General features: G+C 66.8%; 21 protein-coding genes. 16 read left to right on the forward strand and 5 right to left on the reverse strand.

Annotation, left to right across the window (positions count from 1 at the left end):
• Positions 1-45 precede the first annotated feature (45 nt).
• The 7 genes from G6N42_RS02660 (at position 46) to mnmA (ending at position 6,794) form a co-directional block, all read left to right on the forward strand.
• Positions 46-840 (forward strand): electron transfer flavoprotein subunit beta/FixA family protein, encoded by a 795-nt coding sequence (locus G6N42_RS02660; RefSeq protein WP_163725684.1) that lies wholly within the window; start codon positions 46-48, stop codon positions 838-840.
• A 55-nt stretch (positions 841-895) separates the two neighbouring features.
• Positions 896-1,852 carry an electron transfer flavoprotein subunit alpha/FixB family protein gene (locus G6N42_RS02665; RefSeq protein ID WP_163725687.1) on the forward strand — a complete coding sequence of 319 codons (957 nt, stop codon included), beginning with the start codon at positions 896-898 and terminating at the stop codon, positions 1,850-1,852.
• 118 nt (positions 1,853-1,970) lie between these two features.
• A complete protein-coding gene (locus G6N42_RS02670) occupies positions 1,971-2,636 on the forward strand; it encodes a nitroreductase (RefSeq protein WP_286201634.1) in 666 nt (221 codons plus the stop codon).
• Between the two features lie 126 nt (positions 2,637-2,762).
• Complete coding sequence (locus G6N42_RS02675) at positions 2,763-3,623, forward strand: GNAT family N-acetyltransferase (RefSeq protein WP_163725690.1); 861 nt, start codon at positions 2,763-2,765, stop codon at positions 3,621-3,623.
• Positions 3,620-4,459, forward strand: a complete 840-nt coding sequence (locus G6N42_RS02680) for a lysophospholipid acyltransferase family protein (protein WP_163725692.1) — start codon at positions 3,620-3,622, stop codon at positions 4,457-4,459. The genes G6N42_RS02675 and G6N42_RS02680 overlap by 4 nt, the downstream gene beginning before the upstream one ends.
• A 47-nt stretch (positions 4,460-4,506) precedes the next feature.
• Positions 4,507-5,727 carry a cysteine desulfurase family protein gene (locus G6N42_RS02685; protein WP_163725695.1) on the forward strand — a complete coding sequence of 407 codons (1,221 nt, stop codon included), beginning with the start codon at positions 4,507-4,509 and terminating at the stop codon, positions 5,725-5,727.
• Positions 5,727-6,794, forward strand: coding sequence for a tRNA 2-thiouridine(34) synthase MnmA (gene mnmA, locus G6N42_RS02690; protein WP_163725698.1), 1,068 nt, complete (start codon positions 5,727-5,729; stop codon positions 6,792-6,794). Before G6N42_RS02685 ends, mnmA begins: the two co-directional genes overlap by 1 nt.
• Positions 6,795-6,800: 6 nt before the next feature.
• Here mnmA and G6N42_RS02695 read toward each other — a convergent pair whose 3' ends face one another.
• Positions 6,801-7,442, reverse strand: coding sequence for a sensor domain-containing protein (locus G6N42_RS02695; RefSeq protein ID WP_163725700.1), 642 nt, complete (start codon positions 7,440-7,442; stop codon positions 6,801-6,803).
• Positions 7,443-7,495: 53 nt separating this feature from the next.
• Here G6N42_RS02695 and G6N42_RS02700 point away from each other — a divergent pair, with 53 nt between their 5' ends.
• From G6N42_RS02700 to G6N42_RS02715, 4 genes are all read left to right on the forward strand, one after another.
• Positions 7,496-8,506 carry a uroporphyrinogen decarboxylase/cobalamine-independent methonine synthase family protein gene (locus G6N42_RS02700; RefSeq protein ID WP_163725703.1) on the forward strand — a complete coding sequence of 337 codons (1,011 nt, stop codon included), beginning with the start codon at positions 7,496-7,498 and terminating at the stop codon, positions 8,504-8,506.
• 69 nt (positions 8,507-8,575) lie between these two features.
• Positions 8,576-9,070 (forward strand): SRPBCC family protein, encoded by a 495-nt coding sequence (locus tag G6N42_RS02705; RefSeq protein ID WP_163725706.1) that lies wholly within the window; start codon positions 8,576-8,578, stop codon positions 9,068-9,070.
• The gene (locus G6N42_RS02710) at positions 9,067-9,393 is read left to right on the forward strand and encodes an ArsR/SmtB family transcription factor (RefSeq protein WP_163725710.1); all 327 of its coding nucleotides are present in this window, start codon (positions 9,067-9,069) and stop codon (positions 9,391-9,393) included. The genes G6N42_RS02705 and G6N42_RS02710 overlap by 4 nt, the downstream gene beginning before the upstream one ends.
• A gap of 127 nt (positions 9,394-9,520) precedes the next feature.
• Positions 9,521-10,291, forward strand: a complete 771-nt coding sequence (locus G6N42_RS02715) for a hypothetical protein (RefSeq protein ID WP_163725712.1) — start codon at positions 9,521-9,523, stop codon at positions 10,289-10,291.
• Here the strand turns inward: G6N42_RS02715 and G6N42_RS02720 are convergent.
• Positions 10,277-11,884: a 4-coumarate--CoA ligase family protein gene (locus G6N42_RS02720; RefSeq protein ID WP_163725715.1), complete on the reverse strand. Its 1,608-nt coding sequence runs from the start codon at positions 11,882-11,884 to the stop codon at positions 10,277-10,279. The genes G6N42_RS02715 and G6N42_RS02720 overlap by 15 nt on opposite strands.
• Before the next feature lie 34 nt (positions 11,885-11,918).
• Entirely contained in the window at positions 11,919-12,326 is a 408-nt protein-coding gene (locus G6N42_RS02725; RefSeq protein ID WP_163725718.1) for an MmcQ/YjbR family DNA-binding protein, read from the reverse strand.
• A 104-nt stretch (positions 12,327-12,430) separates the two neighbouring features.
• Here G6N42_RS02725 and ligA point away from each other — a divergent pair, with 104 nt between their 5' ends.
• Together ligA and G6N42_RS02735 are read left to right on the forward strand one after the other, a co-directional pair.
• Positions 12,431-14,503: an NAD-dependent DNA ligase LigA gene (gene ligA / locus G6N42_RS02730; protein ID WP_163736873.1), complete on the forward strand. Its 2,073-nt coding sequence runs from the start codon at positions 12,431-12,433 to the stop codon at positions 14,501-14,503.
• A 63-nt stretch (positions 14,504-14,566) separates the two neighbouring features.
• On the forward strand, positions 14,567-14,821 hold the full coding sequence (locus G6N42_RS02735; RefSeq protein WP_163725721.1) for a hypothetical protein: 255 nt from the start codon (positions 14,567-14,569) through the stop codon (positions 14,819-14,821).
• A gap of 1 nt (position 14,822) precedes the next feature.
• Here the strand turns inward: G6N42_RS02735 and G6N42_RS02740 are convergent, their stop codons facing one another.
• Together G6N42_RS02740 and G6N42_RS02745 are read right to left on the reverse strand one after the other, a co-directional pair.
• Complete coding sequence (locus G6N42_RS02740; protein ID WP_163725724.1) at positions 14,823-15,479, reverse strand: ACT domain-containing protein; 657 nt, start codon at positions 15,477-15,479, stop codon at positions 14,823-14,825.
• Between the two features lie 90 nt (positions 15,480-15,569).
• Complete coding sequence (locus G6N42_RS02745; RefSeq protein WP_163725726.1) at positions 15,570-16,040, reverse strand: SRPBCC family protein; 471 nt, start codon at positions 16,038-16,040, stop codon at positions 15,570-15,572.
• 70 nt (positions 16,041-16,110) lie between these two features.
• Here G6N42_RS02745 and G6N42_RS02750 point away from each other — a divergent pair, with 70 nt between their 5' ends.
• The 3 genes from G6N42_RS02750 to gatA are packed head-to-tail and all read left to right on the forward strand — an operon-like array spanning position 16,111 to position 18,286.
• Entirely contained in the window at positions 16,111-16,485 is a 375-nt protein-coding gene (locus G6N42_RS02750) for a MerR family transcriptional regulator (RefSeq protein ID WP_163725728.1), read from the forward strand.
• Between the two features lie 11 nt (positions 16,486-16,496).
• Positions 16,497-16,796, forward strand: coding sequence for an Asp-tRNA(Asn)/Glu-tRNA(Gln) amidotransferase subunit GatC (gene gatC, locus G6N42_RS02755; RefSeq protein ID WP_163725731.1), 300 nt, complete (start codon positions 16,497-16,499; stop codon positions 16,794-16,796).
• A gap of 5 nt (positions 16,797-16,801) precedes the next feature.
• Positions 16,802-18,286, forward strand: coding sequence for an Asp-tRNA(Asn)/Glu-tRNA(Gln) amidotransferase subunit GatA (gene gatA / locus G6N42_RS02760; RefSeq protein WP_163736875.1), 1,485 nt, complete (start codon positions 16,802-16,804; stop codon positions 18,284-18,286).
• Positions 18,287-18,289 lie beyond the last annotated feature (3 nt).

The raw sequence follows: 18,289 nt of genomic DNA on the forward strand, positions 1-18,289 counted from the left end.
TTGCGGGCCGGTCATCGGCCCCTTCGAGGAGGACGAACCAGACTCATGACGAACATCGTGGTCCTGATCAAGCAGGTCCCTGACACCTGGTCGGAGCGCAAGCTGTCCGACGGCGATTTCACCCTCGACCGTGAAGCGGCCGACGCCGTGCTCGACGAGATCAACGAGCGCGCCGTCGAGGAGGCGCTGCTGATCAAGGAGCGAGAAGGTGACGCGGGCGGAACTGTGACGGTGCTCACAGCCGGACCGGAGCGGGCGACCGAAGCGATTCGCAAGGCGCTGTCAATGGGCGCCGACAAGGCGGTGCACCTCGTCGACGAGGGCATGCACGGATCCGACATGGTCCAGACCGGGTGGGCCCTCGCCCGCGCGCTGGGCACGATCGAAGGCACGGAACTGGTCATCGCCGGTAATGAGGCCACCGACGGCGTCGGCGGCGCGGTGCCCGCGATCGTGGCCGAGTACCTGGGCCTGCCGCAGCTCACCCACCTGCGCAAGGTGGCCGTCGAGGGCGGCAAGGTCACCGGCGAGCGCGAAACCGACGACGGTGTCTTCACCGTCGAGGCGTCGCTGCCCGCTGTGGTCAGCGTGAACGAGAAGATCAACGAGCCGCGCTTCCCGTCCTTCAAGGGCATCATGGCCGCGAAGAAGAAGGAAGTCACGACGCTGACGCTGGCTGAGATCGGTGTCGAGGCCGATGAGGTGGGCGTCGCCAACGCCGGTACGAAGGTGAACTCGTCGACCCCGAAGCCGCCGAAGACCGCGGGCGAGAAGGTCACTGACGAAGGCGAAGGTGGCGCGAAGGTTGCCGAGTACCTCGTCGCTCAAAAGATCATCTGAGCAGAACATTCCGAATTTCCTCGCCGAATAGAACCCAGAAAGACATCGAAGACCAATGGCTGAAGTACTTGTGCTCGTCGAGCACGCTGAAGGTGCCCCGAAGAAGGTCACCGCCGAACTGATCACCGCCGCACGTAAATTGGGCGAGCCCGCCGCTGTTGTGGTCGGCAAGCCGGGCACGGCCGAAGGACTGACCGACGCTCTCAAGGCCGCCGGTGCGGCCAAGATCTATGTCGCCGAATCCGATGACGCCGACAACTACCTCATCACCCCGTACGTGGATGTGCTGGCCTCGCTCGTCGAGTCCGCCAGCCCGGCCGGTGTGGTGCTGGCCGCGTCCGCGGACGGCAAGGAGATCGGGGGCCGGCTGGCCGCGCGCATCGGCGCGGGTGTGCTGACCGACGTCGTGGAGGTCCAGGAGGGCGGCAAGGCCATCCACTCCATCTTCGGTGGCGCGTACACCGTCGAGGCCGAGTCCACCGGCGAACTGGCCGTCATCACCGTGCGCCCCGGTGCCATTGAGGCTGAACCCGCCGACGGCGCGGGCGAGGTCGTCAGCGTCGAGGTCCCGGCGCAGGCCGAGAACGCGACCAAGATCACCAAGCGCGAACCGGCCGTGGCCGGCGACCGCCCGGAGCTCACCGAGGCCACCGTCGTGGTGTCGGGCGGCCGTGGTGTCGGCAGCGCCGAGAACTTCAACGTGGTCGAGGAGTTGGCCGACTCGCTCGGCGCCGCGGTCGGCGCCTCGCGCGCCGCGGTCGACTCCGGCTACTACCCGGGCCAGTTCCAGGTGGGCCAGACCGGCAAGACCGTGTCCCCGCAGCTGTATATCGCATTGGGCATCTCGGGAGCGATCCAGCACCGCGCGGGTATGCAGACGTCCAAGACGATCATCGCGGTGAACAAGGACGAAGAGGCGCCGATCTTCGAGATCGCAGACCTCGGCATCGTCGGCGACCTGTTCAAGGTCGCGCCGCAGCTGACCGAGAAGGTCAAGGCTCGCAAGGGCTGATTCCGTAGCGCTCCGCGAAACCCCCGACGTGCTTTGCGCGTTCGGGGGTTTTTGCGTTCGCGTTCGACTACGGAATTTCAAGGGTTCGGCCGAAAGCGGGCGGTGCCAAGCTGGTCGTGTGACCGAATCCGCCAGCGAGTTGGCCAAAATCGTGCAGGAACGTCTTTCGATCCGAATGTTCCTGCGCGACAGGCCGGTCCCGCGCGAGCTGCTCGACGAGGCGCTCGCGCTGGCGACGCGGGCGCCCTCGAACTCCAACATTCAGCCCTGGCGGCTCTTCCTGGCGACGGGCGCGCGCCGAGACCACCTCGTCGAAGCTCTGCTGGCCCAGGCGGCGACCGGATATCCCGCGACGGTGGGCCTGCCGGAGAGCTTCGCTCGCCTGCGCCGGGAGATCGGTGCCCTGGTGTACGGATCCATGGGCATCGAGCGAAACGACGGCGAGGGTCGCCGCATTGCGCAGCTGCGCAACTGGGAGTTCTTTCGCGCCCCGGTGGCGGGCGTGGTTTGCATGCACCGTGATCTGGGGCACGCCGACAGCCTCGCCGTCGGGATGTTCCTGCAGACACTGGTGCTCGCCCTCACTGAACGCGGCGTTGGAACGTGCCTGCAGGTGTCGGTTGCCCATTTTCCCGACGTACTGCGCGAGCAACTGGACATCCCGAACGATCTGCAGATCCTGTGCGGCCTCGCGGTGGGTTACGCCGACCCGGCGTTTCCCGCCAACCGGTTGCGGACGCCGCGCAACCCCGTCGGGGAGAGCGTCGTGTTTCTGGACAGCTGAGCTATTTCGGGTTGCCTCGTAAAAGTGTGTTCTTGCACACAGATGCTCCCAACTCGTCACCTAGCGCTCATGGACGCGTCACGCGCCCGATGCCGTCCGGAGATGCAACCACGCGACCGTTCAGCCATGAGCAGAGCGTCTGTACTCATCGCCCCCGACGACACCGACACCCGCGCGGCATCCGCCTCCGAAACGCCGCGCTACACCTTGTTGCTGTCCACCGACCCCGCGCTCATCGAATCCGCGCAGCGCCTCCGTCACGCCGTGTTCACCTCCGAGCCCGGATTTGCGCTCATCGGAGACAGCCCGGAATTTCAGGCAGGCCTGGACACCGATGGCTTCGACGAGCACTGCGACCATCTGCTGGTTCGCGAGGACAACTCCGGCGAAATCGTCGGCTGTTACCGCATGCTCCCGCCGCCCGGCGCCATCGCCGCCGGAGGCCTTTACACCGCAACCGAATTCGACGTCCGGGGCCTCGATGCGCTGCGGCCCTCACTGGTCGAGATGGGCCGCGCCGTGGTTCGCGAGGATCACCGCAACGGCGGCGTCGTGCTGCTGATGTGGGCAGGCATCCTGGCCTACCTGGACCGCTGTGGCTACGACTACGTGGCCGGCTGCGTATCGGTACCGGTCGCGGGTGCTGAGTACACCGCGCCGGGCAGCCAGATCCGCGGCGTGCGCGATTTCGTCCGCCGCCGCCACGCCGCTCCCGCCGAATACACGGTGTATCCGTACCGGCCGGTGACGGTCGACGGTAAGGGCCTGGACGACATCGATGCGCCCGCGCGGGTGTCCATACCGGCGCTGATGCGCGGCTATCTGCGGCTCGGCGCGCAGGTTTGCGGCGATCCGGCCCACGACCCGGACTTCGGCGTCGGCGACTTCCCGGCCTTGCTGGACAAACGCCGGGCAGATATCCGGTATCTCAGACGCCTGAGATCGGTGGGTGCGGCGAGCGCGATGGCAGACGGGATGACGTCATGAGCGCCGACAGCCCCTGGCTGCCGCGCGCCACGTGCGACGCCAGCTGCGTAGCTGCGACAGAGGCGCCTGCAAGCCAGCGTGTGATCGTCGCGTGGCGCGTCGCGATACGTGCCACGTTCGCGTTCCTGCTTCTGACCGCCGTTCCGCTGCTCGCCATTCCGGTGCCGGGTCGCTCCCATGTGCAGCGAAGCTATTGCCGTCTGATGCTGCGCTGTTTGGGCGTGCGAATCACGGTGTCCGGCGGGCCGATTCGAAACCTGCAGGGCGTGCTGGTGGTCAGCGGCCATGTGTCGTGGGTCGACATCTTCGCGATCGGCTCCGTGCTGCCGGGTCGGTTCGTCGCCAAGTCCGAGATGATCAACTGGCCCGGGCTCGGGTTCCTGGCGCGGCTGATGAAGGTGATCCCGATCGACCGGGATAACCTGCGGCGCCTGCCCGACGTCGTTTCCATGATCGCCGTCCGGTTGCAGGCCGGACAGACGGTCGTCGCCTTTCCCGAGGGCACGACCTGGTGCGGCGTGGCGTACGGCCAGTTCCGGCCTGCGATGTTCCAGGCCGCCGTCGATGCGGGCAGGCCGGTTCAACCGCTGCGGCTGAGCTACCACGGTCGCGACGGCCAGCCGTCGACGATCGCCGCCTACGTCGGTGAAGACACGCTGCTCGCGTCCATCAAACGGCTCATCACCGCACAGCGCACCATCGTGCGGGTGCACGTCGAATCCCTGCAGTTGCCGGGCACCGACCGCCGGGACCTGGCCAGCCGCTGCGAATCGGCCGTGCGTGGGGACGCAACGCGGGCGGCGCGCCGCGGACACGGTCACGCCTTGGTGGCCTGACCACGGGATCTGGTCGGCCAGTCAGAGGCCGCTACCATGGAACGGCTATGACCTCGCCAGATGATCCTCGCCCCAGCGGCGCGCTGCCGGTCTATCTGGATCACGCCGCTACCACCCCGATGCACCCCGGGGCCATCGAGGCGATGACGTCAGTCCTGGCGACCGTCGGTAACGCGTCGTCACTGCACGGCACCGGGCGGACCGCCCGCCGCCGCATGGAGGAGGCCCGCGAGACGCTCGCCAAGCTACTGGGCGCTCGGCCGTCCGAGGTGATCTTCACCGCCGGTGGAACCGAGAGTGACAACCTGGCGGTCAAGGGCATCTACTGGGCGCGGCGAGACAGCGACCCGCGCCGCCGGCGCATCATCACCACTCCGGTTGAGCACCACGCCGTGCTCGACGCCGTCGAGTGGCTCGTCGAACACGAAGGCGCCGACGTGACCTGGCTGCCCGTCGAGGCCGATGGATCGATATCACCGTCGGCGCTGCGGGATGCGTTGCGGGACCACGACGACGTGGCGCTGGTGACGGTCATGTGGGCAAACAACGAAGTCGGCACAATCATGCCGATCGCGAAACTGGCTGCGATCGCTGCCGAATTCGACATCCCGATGCACAGCGACGCCGTTCAGGCGGTGGGTCAGATACCGGTCGACTTTGCTGCTAGCGGACTGTCGGCGATGAGCATCGCCGGGCACAAATTCGGCGGGCCCACCGGCGTGGGGGCCTTGCTGTTGCGCCGCGACACGACCTGTGTGCCGTTGTTGCACGGCGGGGGACAAGAACGCGATGTGCGTTCGGGTACACCGGATGTCGCCGGAGCCGTCGCCATGGCCGCCGCAGCGCGGATCGCGGTAGAAGGCCTGGAAGCCAACAGCGTACGCGTCACCGAACTGCGCGACCGCCTGATCGACGGCGTGCTGTCGAGCATTGACGATGTGCACCTCAATGGTGCGACGGGCAGCGACCGCCTGCCCGGCAACACCCACTTCACATTCCGCGGCTGCGAAGGCGACTCGCTGCTGATGCTGTTGGATGCCAAAGGGGTTGAGTGCTCGACAGGTTCGGCGTGCACCGCCGGAGTCGCCCAACCCTCCCACGTACTGATTGCGATGGGCGCCGACCCCGCCAGCGCTCGCGGTTCACTGCGACTGTCGTTGGGCCACACCAGCACTGAATCCGATGTCGAGGCCGCTCTGGCAGTCCTGCCCGCCGCGGTCGAGCGGGCGCGACAGGCGGCGCTGGCCAGTTTGGGAGCGGCCGACTAGTGCGGGTGCTCGTAGCGATGAGCGGCGGCGTGGACTCCTCGGTCGCAGCCGCGAGGATGGTCGACGCCGGACACGACGTGGTGGGCGTGCACCTTGCGCTGTCGTCGGCTCCCGGCACGTTGCGCACCGGATCGCGGGGCTGCTGCTCCAAGGAGGATGCCGGCGACGCCCGACGGGTCGCCGATGTGCTCGATATCCCGTTCTACGTCTGGGATTTCGCAGATCGATTCAAGGAAGACGTGGTCGACGACTTTGTGTCGTCCTACGCGCGTGGTGAGACGCCGAATCCGTGCGTGCGGTGCAATGAGCGAATCAAGTTCTCCGCGTTGGCGGCTCGTGCGCTCGCGCTGGGGTTCGACGCCGTGGCAACGGGTCATTACGCGCGGCTGTCGGGCGGACGGCTGCGTCGCGCCGTCGATGCCGACAAAGACCAGTCCTACGTCTTGGCGGTATTGACCGCCGAGCAGTTGCGCCACGCAGTGTTTCCCGTTGGTGACACCCCCAAGCCGCAGATTCGTCGGGAGGCTGCGAGCCGGGGACTCGCCGTTGCCGAAAAGCCGGACAGCCACGACATCTGCTTCATTCCCTCCGGAGACACGCGCGCATTTCTCGGCGCCCGAATCGGGGTCCGTCGCGGCACAGTCGTCGACTCCGGCGGAACGGTGCTCGCCGAGCACGACGGCGTGCACGGGTTCACCGTCGGCCAGCGCAAGGGCCTCGGCATCGCCGGACCCGGGGCCGACGGAAAGCCGCGATATGTCACCGGTATCGACGCCGAAACCGGCACGGTGCATGTCGGCAACGCCGCGGATCTCGACGTGTGGTCGCTGACCGGTGAACGGCCGGTGTTCACATCGGGCGACGCCCCGACCGGCCCGATGGAATGCCAGGTGCAGGTGCGCGCGCACGGTGGGGTCGGTGACGGCGTCGCCGAACTGCGCGACGGCCGCCTGGCCGTCGAGCTGCGCGCCCCGATTCGAGGCGTTGCAGCGGGGCAGACGATGGTCCTCTACCGCCCCGATCCCGACGGCGACGAAGTGCTGGGTAGCGCGACCATCACGCGTTGACGGCGATCACTCCGGCACATTCCCGAGGATGTTCGTCATCACGATGTCGGGCACCGAGCCGGGGAAGTGACAGAAGGTGACCTCCACCATCACCACCGATTTGACGCGGTAGTCCCGTCCGCAGGCCCCCGACCGCATCGTCAGGGTGTCTCTGCCGCTTGTCCATTCACCGACCAGCGCCGACCCCAAAGCGGTTGAGCCGCAAGTGTCGACTCGGCCGACGAGGCTATCGAAGGCGGCCCGGGCGCTCTCGGCGTCGCGATAGGCCGCCACGCCTTCTGAGATGAGGGCGCCGTCGGGGGGATTTTGGAACGTGGTCTTGTGGAACTCCTCCACGTCGGGGCCGAACGTCTGCGAGTCGGCGAATAGCCATTCACATTGCGGGGGAGCGCCTTTGACGAACGGTTCGACGTCGACAGGAATTTTGCCGTCCATGCTCGGGATGATCGAAAGGTCCTCGCCCGCCCCGGTGATCGCGCGCATCTGCGCTTGGTCGAGAACCACCGTCTCGACGTCGACCGGAGACAGCGAATCGTCGTCGAGACCGGGGACCGCCCGCACCGCGGATCCGGTGATCGACTGCGTGCACCCCGCAACCAGAAGGGCCGCCACACCCGAGACCAGAAACGACCTGGTCGCTTTGGGCATGACCAACCTCCCCTTCCTGATCGAGACTAGCCCCATCGAATACTGTTCACCGAGTGAGTGTTTTCGCCGCCGCCACCGGCATCGGATCATGGCCGGGCACATCGCCCCGCCAGGCCGCAGAAATCGTCGTCGGCGAATTGCACACCCTGCCGCATCTCGTAGAGCTGCCCGACCGCGGCGTTGGTGCAGACATCATCGGTCGGGCCGGTGCACTGCTGGTCGATATCGGGATCGACACCGTGCCGCGCGGTTACCGGATCGCCCCTGGCCGTAGCTCGGTGGTACGCCGCGCCGTCAGCCTGCTCAACGAGGACCTCGACGCGCTGGAGGAGGCGTGGGAGAACGCCGGTCTGCGGGGCGGCAACCGCATCGTCAAAATTCAAGCCCCGGGCCCCATCACATTGGCGGCGCAGCTTGAGCTTTCCGGTGGACATCGCGCCATCACCGACGCGGGCGCGGTGCGCGACCTGGCCGCCTCGCTAGGGGAGGGCGTGGCGCAGCATCGGGCCGAGGTCGCCAGACGGTTGGACACCACGGTGGTGGTGCAGTTCGACGAGCCGCTGTTGCCCGCAGCGCTGCTCGGCCGTCTCACCGGGGTGACCAGTCTGTCGCCCGTGCATCCGGTCGATGAACCCATCGCGATCGGGCTGATCGACGACTGCATCGCGACCACGGGCGCCGAGGTGGTGTTGCACAGTTGCGCTGCCGATCTGCCGTGGAAGCTGTTGCAGCGCAGCGCTGTCCATGCGGTCTCGGTCGATGCGTCCACACTCTCCGCTGGCGACCTCGACGGCATCGGCGAGTTCGTCGAAAGCGGACGCACCGTTCTGCTCGGGGCTGTGCCGTCGACCGCGCCCGCCACACGCCCGACGATCGAAGAAATCGCCAGGGCAGCGGTCACCGTCACCGACCGACTCGGTTTCCCACGGTCGGTGCTGCGTGAGCGGATCGGCGTGACGCCCGCGTGCGGGCTGGCGGGGGCCACCCCGGAATGGGCCCGGATCGCCATCGAACTCGCGCAGAAGGCGGCCGATGCGTTCGCCGAGGATCCGGACGCGATCTAAGACAAGCAACTCAAAGGTTGCATGTCGACGCGGTCGTCGCTACCGTGACAAGCAACCAGGAGGTTGCACATGAATCCAGATCGGATCGAGAAGGAAGTTCTGTTGAAAGCCCCGCTGGACCGAGTCTGGCGCGCAATCAGCGACGCCGACGAGTTCGGCAGGTGGTTCGGTGTGCGCTTCGACGGACCGTTCGAGCCGGGCACCTCGGTGATGGGGACGATCACCCCGACGACGGTCGACGAGGATGTCGCCAAGGCGCAGCAGCCACACGCCGGAAAGGCGGACCCCTGGCACATCGTCGCGGTAGAACCGCAACGACGGCTCGCATTCCGTTGGCATCCGTTCGGGGTCGAGGACGGCGCCGACTACGCGGACGAGCCGACGACTCTGGTCGAGTTCACCCTCGAAGACACCGTCGACGGAGTGCTGCTGCGCATCGTCGAATCCGGTTTCGACGCCATCCCCGCTGAGCGCAGGCAGTCGGCGTTCGAGGGCAACAGCGAAGGCTGGTCGGCGCAGACCGAATTGGTCCGCAAGTACCTGGCCCTCAGCGAGAAGGTATGAGTACGTCGGTCGTCGCCAGGGCGCCGTTGTTCGACGCCTTGGGCGACCCGAACCGCCTGCGCATCATCACCCGTCTGTGCGACGGCGGGCCGTGCTCGACGACCGAAGTCACCACGGTGGTATCTGTTAGCCGACAGGCGGCGACCAAGCATCTGTTGCTCCTGGAGACGGTGGGCTTGGTGAGCAGTCGGCGTCACGGTAGGGAACGAATCTGGCAGATGGAACCGAAGCCCCTTGCCGATGCCAGCGAATATCTGAATGCGTTGTCGCAACGATGGGACAAAGCAATTGACCGATTGCGAACTTTCGTCGACGATAAATAGCGGCCTGCGTCACGTTCTTCGCACGATCGCCGACCAGATCCGCAACGCACGCCCGCCGCGTGCAACAATGCACCGACGACAACGTCGATTCATAGTCGATTCATATTTGCCACTCGCAGGAGAAATTGTGGCCCGACTCAGCCCGCGTCTCACCGCATGTGCCGGGGTGATCGCGGCGTTTCTCCTGCTAGGCGGGACCGCCACGGTGGCTGTCGCGGACCCGGGCGGCCCGCAATCCGATCGCGACAACAGTGTCGACCGTAGCAACGGCGACGGCAACGGACGCGGTGGGTCAGACCGCGGCGATGGAGACCGCGTCGGCAAGGGCGACGGTGACGGCGACCAGGGTGGTGTCGAGAGGCCGGAGGCCCGGTTCGGCTCAGGCCGTATCGACGGTGCCGACGTCGCCGAGTTGGCGCCGAGTCTGGCCGCGGGCTCGGGCAACGACGGCGCAGCATCGCGTTCGGCCGAAGGCGGCGCAAGCGTGTTCGGCGGTGTCGGCGCGGGGCGCACACCCGGTGGGTCCGGAATGGATCGCGCCGGTGTACCGAGCGCGCGGTTCGATCCTCCCCGCGTGACCTTCGGCAATGGCCGCACACCCGGCACGCAGCAGCGTGATTCCGAACCGCCATGGCGGGCCCCGGTGGCCGAACCGGCGCCTGCGGCGCCGCCGCCACCTCCGCCCCCGGCCCCCGCGCCGGCGCCCGCGCCGTCATGGGTGGGCCGGATTCCGGCTGCGCCCGTGCTGACACAACAAATGGGTGAACCCCGACCGGCCGACTGGTCGGACCCGCTGTGGGGGGTCGCCGGGCTCCTGCTCATCCCGGCCGCAGGTGCTGTCCTCGGCTACCGGCAGGCACGCGCCGCGCACGCGGCGGAGAGACTACGTCCTTCGTAGATCCTTACGCAGGATCTTGCCTGACGCGGATTTCGGTATCGTCTCGATGAACTCCACCTGGCGGACCTTCTTGTACGGCGCCACCTGACCGGCGACGAACTCCATCACCTCGTCCGCGCTCAGCTCCTGCTCGGCCTGCTTGACCACGAAAGCCTTTGGCACCTCTTCGCCTTCGGCGTCGACAACTCCGATGACCGCCGCGTCGGCGATCCCGGGATGGCTGAGCAGCACAGCTTCGAGTTCGGCGGGGGGCACCTGGTAGCCCTTGTACTTGATCAGTTCCTTGAGCCGGTCGACGATGTACACGCAGCCGTTGGCATCGACCTGGGCGAGGTCGCCGGTGTGCAGCCAGCCGTTGTCATCGATCGTCTCCTTGGTGGCCGAGTCGTTGTTCAGGTAGCCCGCCATCACGTTCGGCCCCTTGAACCAGAGTTCGCCCGTCTCACTGAGACCCTCTGTGGGGACCTCGATTTCATCGCCCGTCTCGGGGTTGATGATTCTGGACGCGGCGTTGGACACCGTCCACCCCACCGAGCTCAACGGCGCGGCGCCCTTCACGTCATGCGCGCCCGCGTCGAACGGGGTGATGTGGCTGACGGGGCTCAGCTCGCTCATCCCGTAGCCCTGAACGACGCGACATCCCAATCGGTCGGCGACCGACTGGCCGAGATCGGCGTCCAGCGGGGCGGCGCCCGACATGACGACTTTCAGCGAGCCGAGGTCGTAATCGTCGATCAGCGGATGCTTGGCCAGCGCGACGGCGACCGGCGGCGCGATGAACGCGATCGTGCACTTGTGGTTCGCGATGTTCGCCAGGAATTCGGTCAGATCGAAACTCGGCATGATGACCAGGCGTGCGCGGGCGTGCAGGGCGGCGTTGAGCAACACCGTCATTCCGTAGATGTGGAAGAAGGGCAGCACGGCGATCACCACATCGTCGGCGACCATGCCGTGCAGCGGTCGGATCTGCGCGACGTTGGCCACCAGGTTGCGGTGAGTCAGCATCACGCCCTTGGGGTTTCCGGTCGTGCCCGAGCTGTACGGCAGCACCGCAAGATGGGAGGACGGGGCGAAGCTGACGTCAGGTGCCGGCAGACCCGGCTTCATCAGATCGGCGGCGTTGGGATGGCCGGCGATCTCATGGCCCTCACCGTCCAGCACGACGAGATCGCTGTCGGCCAACCCGACCGCCGCGGCCGCTTCCTTCGCCTGGGCCAGCAGCGGTGTGACCGTCACCAGCATCTTGGCGTTCGAATCGGTCAGCTGCTTGGCGATGTCCTTGGCGGTGAACAGCGCGTTGATGGTCGTGGCGGTGGCACCCGAGCGCAGGATGCCGTGGAACGCGACGGCGAATCCTGAACTGTTCGGAGACAGCAGCCCGACGACATCCCCGACGCCGATACCGCGCCCGGTCAGCGCACCGGCGAACGCGTCGACACGCGCGATCATTTCGCGGTAGGTGGTTTCCCGACCCGACTTCGCATCGACGAGGGCGATCTGGTCGAGGTCTTCCTCGGCGATGCGGTCGAACAGGAATTCGTAGACGCTGGAGGATGGGATATCGACTTCGGGGAATGGGCTCGCGAAGCTCATGGCCCTGATCGAACCATGACCGGCCGGTCGCGGGTCAAGCTTCGTCGAGTCGAGCGACGAGCTTCTTGGGTGCGGTCAACCGATACGACGCGTCGATCAGCTCGGTGACCTCCCGCCAATCGGGTTTCTTCGTCGCCGCGAGATTCAGGCCCAGCCAGCCTGCCGGGCCCAGGTAAGCGGGGAAGAAGAACCGATGATCGGCCTCGAGCGCGCGACGGTCGCTCTCGTCGACCTTGACCAAGATCGACTGCGGGTACTGGACATAGCCGGCACCCTTCGTCGCCGGTTTGACGCTGCCGCCGTACATCAAGAACATCTTCGTGACGAAGAACGACGGCCGGCCGTGCGACACCTTTTCGTACGCCTCGGGGAATTCGAGCGCGATCGTGCGCACCTTGGCCAGCGCCGGGTCGTCGTCGCGGAACATCACCGGATGTGGCATGCGGTCAGGGTATCTGCCCCCGACGACGTGTCCGGGGCGATGTCTGAGCGCTCGGCTAGCCTGCGAGAGTGAGCCCGAAGGCGACCCCTGACCCGAAGATCACCCTGGCCGAACAGTCAGAAGATGCCCCCGAGGCCGACCTGCGCCGCCGCTGGCAGGAGCTGGCCGACGAGGTGCGGGGTCATCAGTTCCGCTATTACGTCCGCGACGCCCCGGTCATCTCCGACGCTGAGTTCGACGAGCTGCTACGTGAACTGCAGACGCTCGAGGACGAGCATCCCGAGCTGCGAACCCCTGACTCGCCGACCCAACTGGTCGGTGGCGCCGGCTTCGCCACCGACTTCACCTCCGCCGATCACCTCGAGCGGATGCTGTCTCTGGACAACGTGTTCACCCCTGACGAGCTTGCGGCGTGGGCAGCCCGCACCAAGGGGGAAATCGGTGACGACGCGCATTACCTCTGCGAGCTCAAGATCGACGGCGTCGCCCTGGCGCTGGTGTATCGCGACGGGCGCTTGGATCGCGCGGCCACCCGCGGCGACGGCCGCACCGGCGAAGACGTCACTCTGAATGCGCGGACCATCGACGACATCCCCGAAAAGCTCACCGGCACCAAGGAATTCCCGGTGCCGAAGGTTCTCGAGGTCCGCGGTGAGGTGTTCTTCCGCGTCGCCGACTTCGAAGACCTCAACGCCGGGCTCGTCGCCGAGGGCAAGCCGCCGTTCGCCAATCCCCGAAACAGCGCCGCCGGTTCGCTGCGCCAAAAGAACCCGGCGGTTACCGCGCGCCGCAGGCTGCGGATGATCTGCCACGGCCTCGGCCACGCCGAGGGCTTCAGACCCAAGACTTTGCACGACGCCTATCGCGCGCTGGGGGATTGGGGGCTACCGGTGTCCACCCACACCGCGAAGGTCACGGGCATCGACGCCGTCACCGAGCACATCGCGTACTGGGGCGAGCGCCGGCACGACGTCGAGCACGAAATCGACGGTGTGGTGGTCAAAGTCGACGATATCGCGCTGCAGCGGCGGCTCGGTTCCACCTCCCGCGCCCCGCGGTGGGCGATTGCCTACAAGTACCCACCCGAAGAGGCGACCACCAAGCTGCTCGACATCAAGGTCAACGTGGGGCGCACCGGCCGCGTCACGCCGTTCGCGTTCATGGAGCCCGTCAAGGTTGCGGGTTCCACCGTCAGCCAAGCCACGTTGCACAATGCGTCGGAGGTTGTCCGCAAGGGTGTGCTGATCGGCGACACCGTGGTGATCCGCAAGGCGGGCGACGTGATTCCGGAAGTGCTGGGACCCGTCGTCGATCTGCGTGACGGCTCCGAGCGCGAATTCGTCATGCCAACTGAGTGTCCCGAATGCGGCACCACCCTCGCGCCCGCCAAAGAAGGCGACGCCGACATCCGTTGCCCCAACACGCGATCGTGTCCTGCGCAGCTGCGGGAACGCGTGTTTCACGTCGCGGGTCGTGGCGCGTTCGACATCGAGGGTCTGGGCTACGAGGCGGCCGTCGCGCTCTTGCAGGCCGGCGTCATCACGGACGAAGGTGACCTGTTCACCATCGACAGCTCGGATCTGTTGCGTACGGACCTGTTCAAGACCAAGGACGGCAATCTGTCGGCCAACGGCAAGCGGTTACTGGTGAATCTGCATGAGGCGAAAGCGAAACCGCTGTGGCGGGTGCTGGTTGCGCTGTCGATTCGGCACGTCGGTCCGACCGCCGCCCGGGCGCTGGCCACCGAATACGGCACCCTGGACGCGATCATGGCCGCGTCGGAGGATGAGCTGTCGGTCGTCGAGGGCGTGGGCCCGACGATCGCCGCCGCGGTCACAGAATGGTTCACCCTCGACTGGCACCGCGCGATAGTCGACAAATGGCGCGCGGCCGGTGTTCGAATGGCCGACGAACGCGATACCAGCATCAAACGCACGCTCGAGGGGCTGTCGATCGTCGTCACCGGCTCGCTGACGGGATACTCCCGTGACGACGCGAAGGAGGCCATCGTCGCGCGCGGCGGAAAGGCCGCCAGCTCGGTGTCGAAGAAGACCGCGTACGTCGTCGCCGGCGATTCACCCGGCTCGAAATTCGACAAGGCCGTCGAACTCGGCGTCCCGGTTCTCGACGAAGACGGCTTCACCCGGCTGCTGGAGAACGGACCCGACGGCGTCTAGGACGTACGCGTTTGTTGCCGCGCGGCACCGGGCACCCGACCGGTGACTGCGAAGGAGTTAGTGATGGCGATCTGCGACACCTGTGGCAATGACTACGACAAAGCGTTCACCGTGACCTGGGGCGACGATAAGAGCGCGACTTTCGACAGTATCGAGTGTGCTGCGGCGCAATTGGCGCCGGAGTGCGCGCACTGCGGGTGCCGAATTCTGGGCCACGGCATCGAGACACCCGACGCGATCTTCTGCTGCGCCCACTGTGCGCGCAAGGACAGCAACGCTGACGTCAACGACCGTTACCCGGTGCCCGCGGGAGCCTGACTCAGCGAAGAATCGTCGCGACGATCCCGGCGAGGTAGCCCAGCCGCGCCACCTCAGACGGGCGGAACTGCGGACCGCCGGGCCGGCCGAGCACGACGGCGGTGGTGGAGTTGCCGAGCGGTGCTGCCGCCAGCGTCGTGTCCATGTCACGCCAGATCTGGGGCACCCACTGGGCGCCGCCGTCCAGCGATTCGGCGCGTTCGATTGGCAGCCAAGGGGTTTCGGCGGCCTGTGTCTCGGGAGCCCCGTGGCTGCCGACGATACGCTTCGGGCCGGACTCGGTCAGTTCGACCACGGTGCACCAACCGACCCGCAGAACGTGCGGCGCTTCATCCGCGAGCACCTGCAGCCTGTCCTTCGCGGGTGCGGCGGCGACGTGGTCGATGAGTTCGAGTTCGCGATGCGCTTCCAGCAGGCCAGTGTGCGGCCGAATGGCGTCGACGTAGACGCCCTTGATCTGCTCGGCGGCGGTGATCAGCATGTCGGGCATCGCGCCGGGGGGCAGATCGACCACCAGATCGTCGACGGCGTAGCCGGTGCCGCGTTCGACGACGTCGAGCGACAGGATGTCGGCGCCCACGGAGCCGAGCGCGACGGCTAACGAGCCGAGGCTGCCCGGTCGGTCCTCGAGCTGGACCCGCAGCAGATACGAAGGCACGCGCAACACTGTTGCACAGCGCCTGCCGGTCAGCATTCCGGTATCTGGCCCCGTTGCGGCTGTTTACCGGCGTCTGGCCAGCTCAGCGGCTTACCGATGATCGTCGCAGCGAGCGCCTTCGAGGCGTCCCTTGAGCCGGTGCAGGCCCGTGACGGCGCGCTTGGTCATCACGATGCGCGCAATCGGCAGCACCAGCAGACGGGCGAGGGCGTTGCGGTTGCGGCTGAGCATGCGCCATCGCACCGTGCACACCTGGGGCGATGACTGGTTGATGTGCATTTCCATCCGAGGCATCACGATCGAAAGGTCACCATCGGTGACGAGCCGATTCGGCGCCTCGGCCTCGACGACTCGAATCACCACCGATCGACGGCCGCGCAGCGGCACATCGACTGTCTCGCGATACTCGCGTCCACGCTCGGCGAACGCCACGTCGTTGTGTGCGACGATCTCGATGACACCGGGAAACCACTCCGCGAAATTCTCGAGGTCGCAGGCGTAGTCGAATGCTTGCGCGTCCGTGCACGCGATGTCGACAGCCGCATCGGCCAGTAGATGCATCTCACGCTCCTTCGTCGTCGGTGGTCGGATGTTAAAGTGTCGAGTTAGGTCTACAGTCAAGCGAGTTGTGATGCGTATCAGCGATTTAGAGGCCGCAACAGGTGTGGGGCGGCACGCGTTGCGCTACTACGAACGCGAGGGGTTGCTCGGCGAGATTCCGCGAGGGCACAACAACTACCGGGACTACCCGCAGTCGCTGACCAAGCAGGTCAAGTTGCTTCGCGGCATGCAGTCGCTCGGCTTCAGCCTTGCCGAGATTCGTGAGGTGCTCGAAAGCCTGCGCGCCCGCGGCATCGACTGCGCTGACGGCGCCCGGCTCGTCGCCGACAAACGCGCACGCGTGGAACAACAGATCCGCGACCTCCGCAACGTCAGTCGCCTGCTGCGTGCGGAGCAGTTGCGGTTGGAGGACAGTGCTCGGCAGCACGGACGCCTGGCTGACTAGGCTTCGGAGTCGTGTCGCAGATCTCTCGAGACGAGGTAGCCCACCTGGCGCGCCTGGCCCGCCTCGCGCTGGCCGAGGACGAGTTGGACAGTTTCGCCGGACAGCTGGACGCCATCCTCAGCCACGTCAGCCAGATTCAGGCCGTCGATGTCGCCGGCGTCGACCCGACCGGCAATCCGCTCAAAGACGTCAACGTGTTCCGTCCCGACCACGTCGAACCGTGCCTGACCCAGGACGAAGCGCTGGCCGAGGCGCCCAATGCGGTCGACGGCCGGTTCGCCGTCCCGCGAATCCTGGGGGAATCGGAATGACCGGCATGAGTTCGGACATCGTTCGGCTCGACGCCGCCACGCTGGGCGCCAAGATCGCGGCCAAGGAGGTGTCGTCCACCGAGGCGACGCGCGCCTGCCTGGATCAGATCGCCGCGACCGACGGCGACTACCACGCCTTCCTGCATGTGGCCGAGGAGAAGGTGCTGGCCGAGGCATCGCGGATCGACGACCTGGTCGCGGCGGGCGAGACGCTGCCGTCACCTCTGGCCGGTGTGCCGCTGGCGCTCAAGGACGTCTTCACCACCACCGATATGCCGACGACCTGCGGGTCGAAGATCCTCGAAGGCTGGACATCGCCGTACGACGCGACGGTCACCGCGCGGCTGCGGGCGGCAGGCATCCCGATCCTGGGCAAGACCAACATGGACGAGTTCGCGATGGGCAGTTCGACCGAGAACTCCGCCTACGGTCCGACCCGCAACCCCTGGAACACCGACCGGGTGCCCGGCGGTTCGGGCGGCGGCAGCGCCGCGGCGTTGGCGGCGTTCCAGGCGCCGCTGGCCATCGGGTCCGACACCGGCGGATCGATCCGTCAGCCTGCGGCGCTGACCGCGACGGTCGGGGTGAAACCGACCTACGGCACGGTCTCGCGCTACGGACTCATCGCCTGCGCATCGTCGCTGGACCAGGGTGGGCCGTGCGCCCGGACGGTGCTGGACACCGCGCTGCTGCACGAGGTGATCGCCGGACACGACCCGAAGGACTCGACGTCGGTGGACGCCGCGGTGCCCGATGTCGTTGCGGCGGCAAGGGCCGGTGCGGCTGGCGACCTCAAGGGCCTCCGGATCGGTGTGGTGAAGCAGTTGCGCGGCGACGGGTATCAGGAGGGCGTGCTGGCATCATTCGACGCCGCCGTCGAACAACTGACCGCGCTGGGCGCCGAGATCAGCGAGGTCGACTGCCCGCACTTCGACTATTCACTGCCTGCCTACTACCTGATCCTGCCGTCGGAGGTGTCGTCGAATCTGGCGCGGTTCGATGCAATGCGGTACGGACTACGCATCGGCGACGACGGTACGCGCAGCGCCGAGGAAGTGATGGCGATGACGCGGGCCGCCGGGTTCGGTCCAGAAGTTAAGCGCCGCATCATGATTGGCACCTACGCACTGTCGGCGGGCTATTACGACGCCTATTACAACCAGGCGCAGAAGGTGCGCACGCTGATCGCGCGTGACCTCGACGAGGCCTACCAGAAGGTCGACGTGCTGGTGACCCCGGCCACTCCTTCCACGGCGTTTCGCATCGGGGAGAAGGTCGACGATCCGCTGGCGATGTACCTGTTCGACCTGTGCACGCTGCCGCTGAACCTGGCGGGTCACTGCGGTATGTCGGTGCCTTCTGGCCTGTCGGCCGACGACAACCTGCCGGTCGGGCTGCAGATCATGGCGCCCGCGCTGGGTGATGACAGGTTGTATCGGGTCGGAGCGGCCTATGAAGTTGCGCGAGGTCCGCTGCCAACGGCGCTCTGACGG

The sequence above is a fragment of the Mycobacterium gallinarum genome (assembly GCF_010726765.1).
Lineage (GTDB): Bacteria > Actinomycetota > Actinomycetes > Mycobacteriales > Mycobacteriaceae > Mycobacterium > Mycobacterium gallinarum.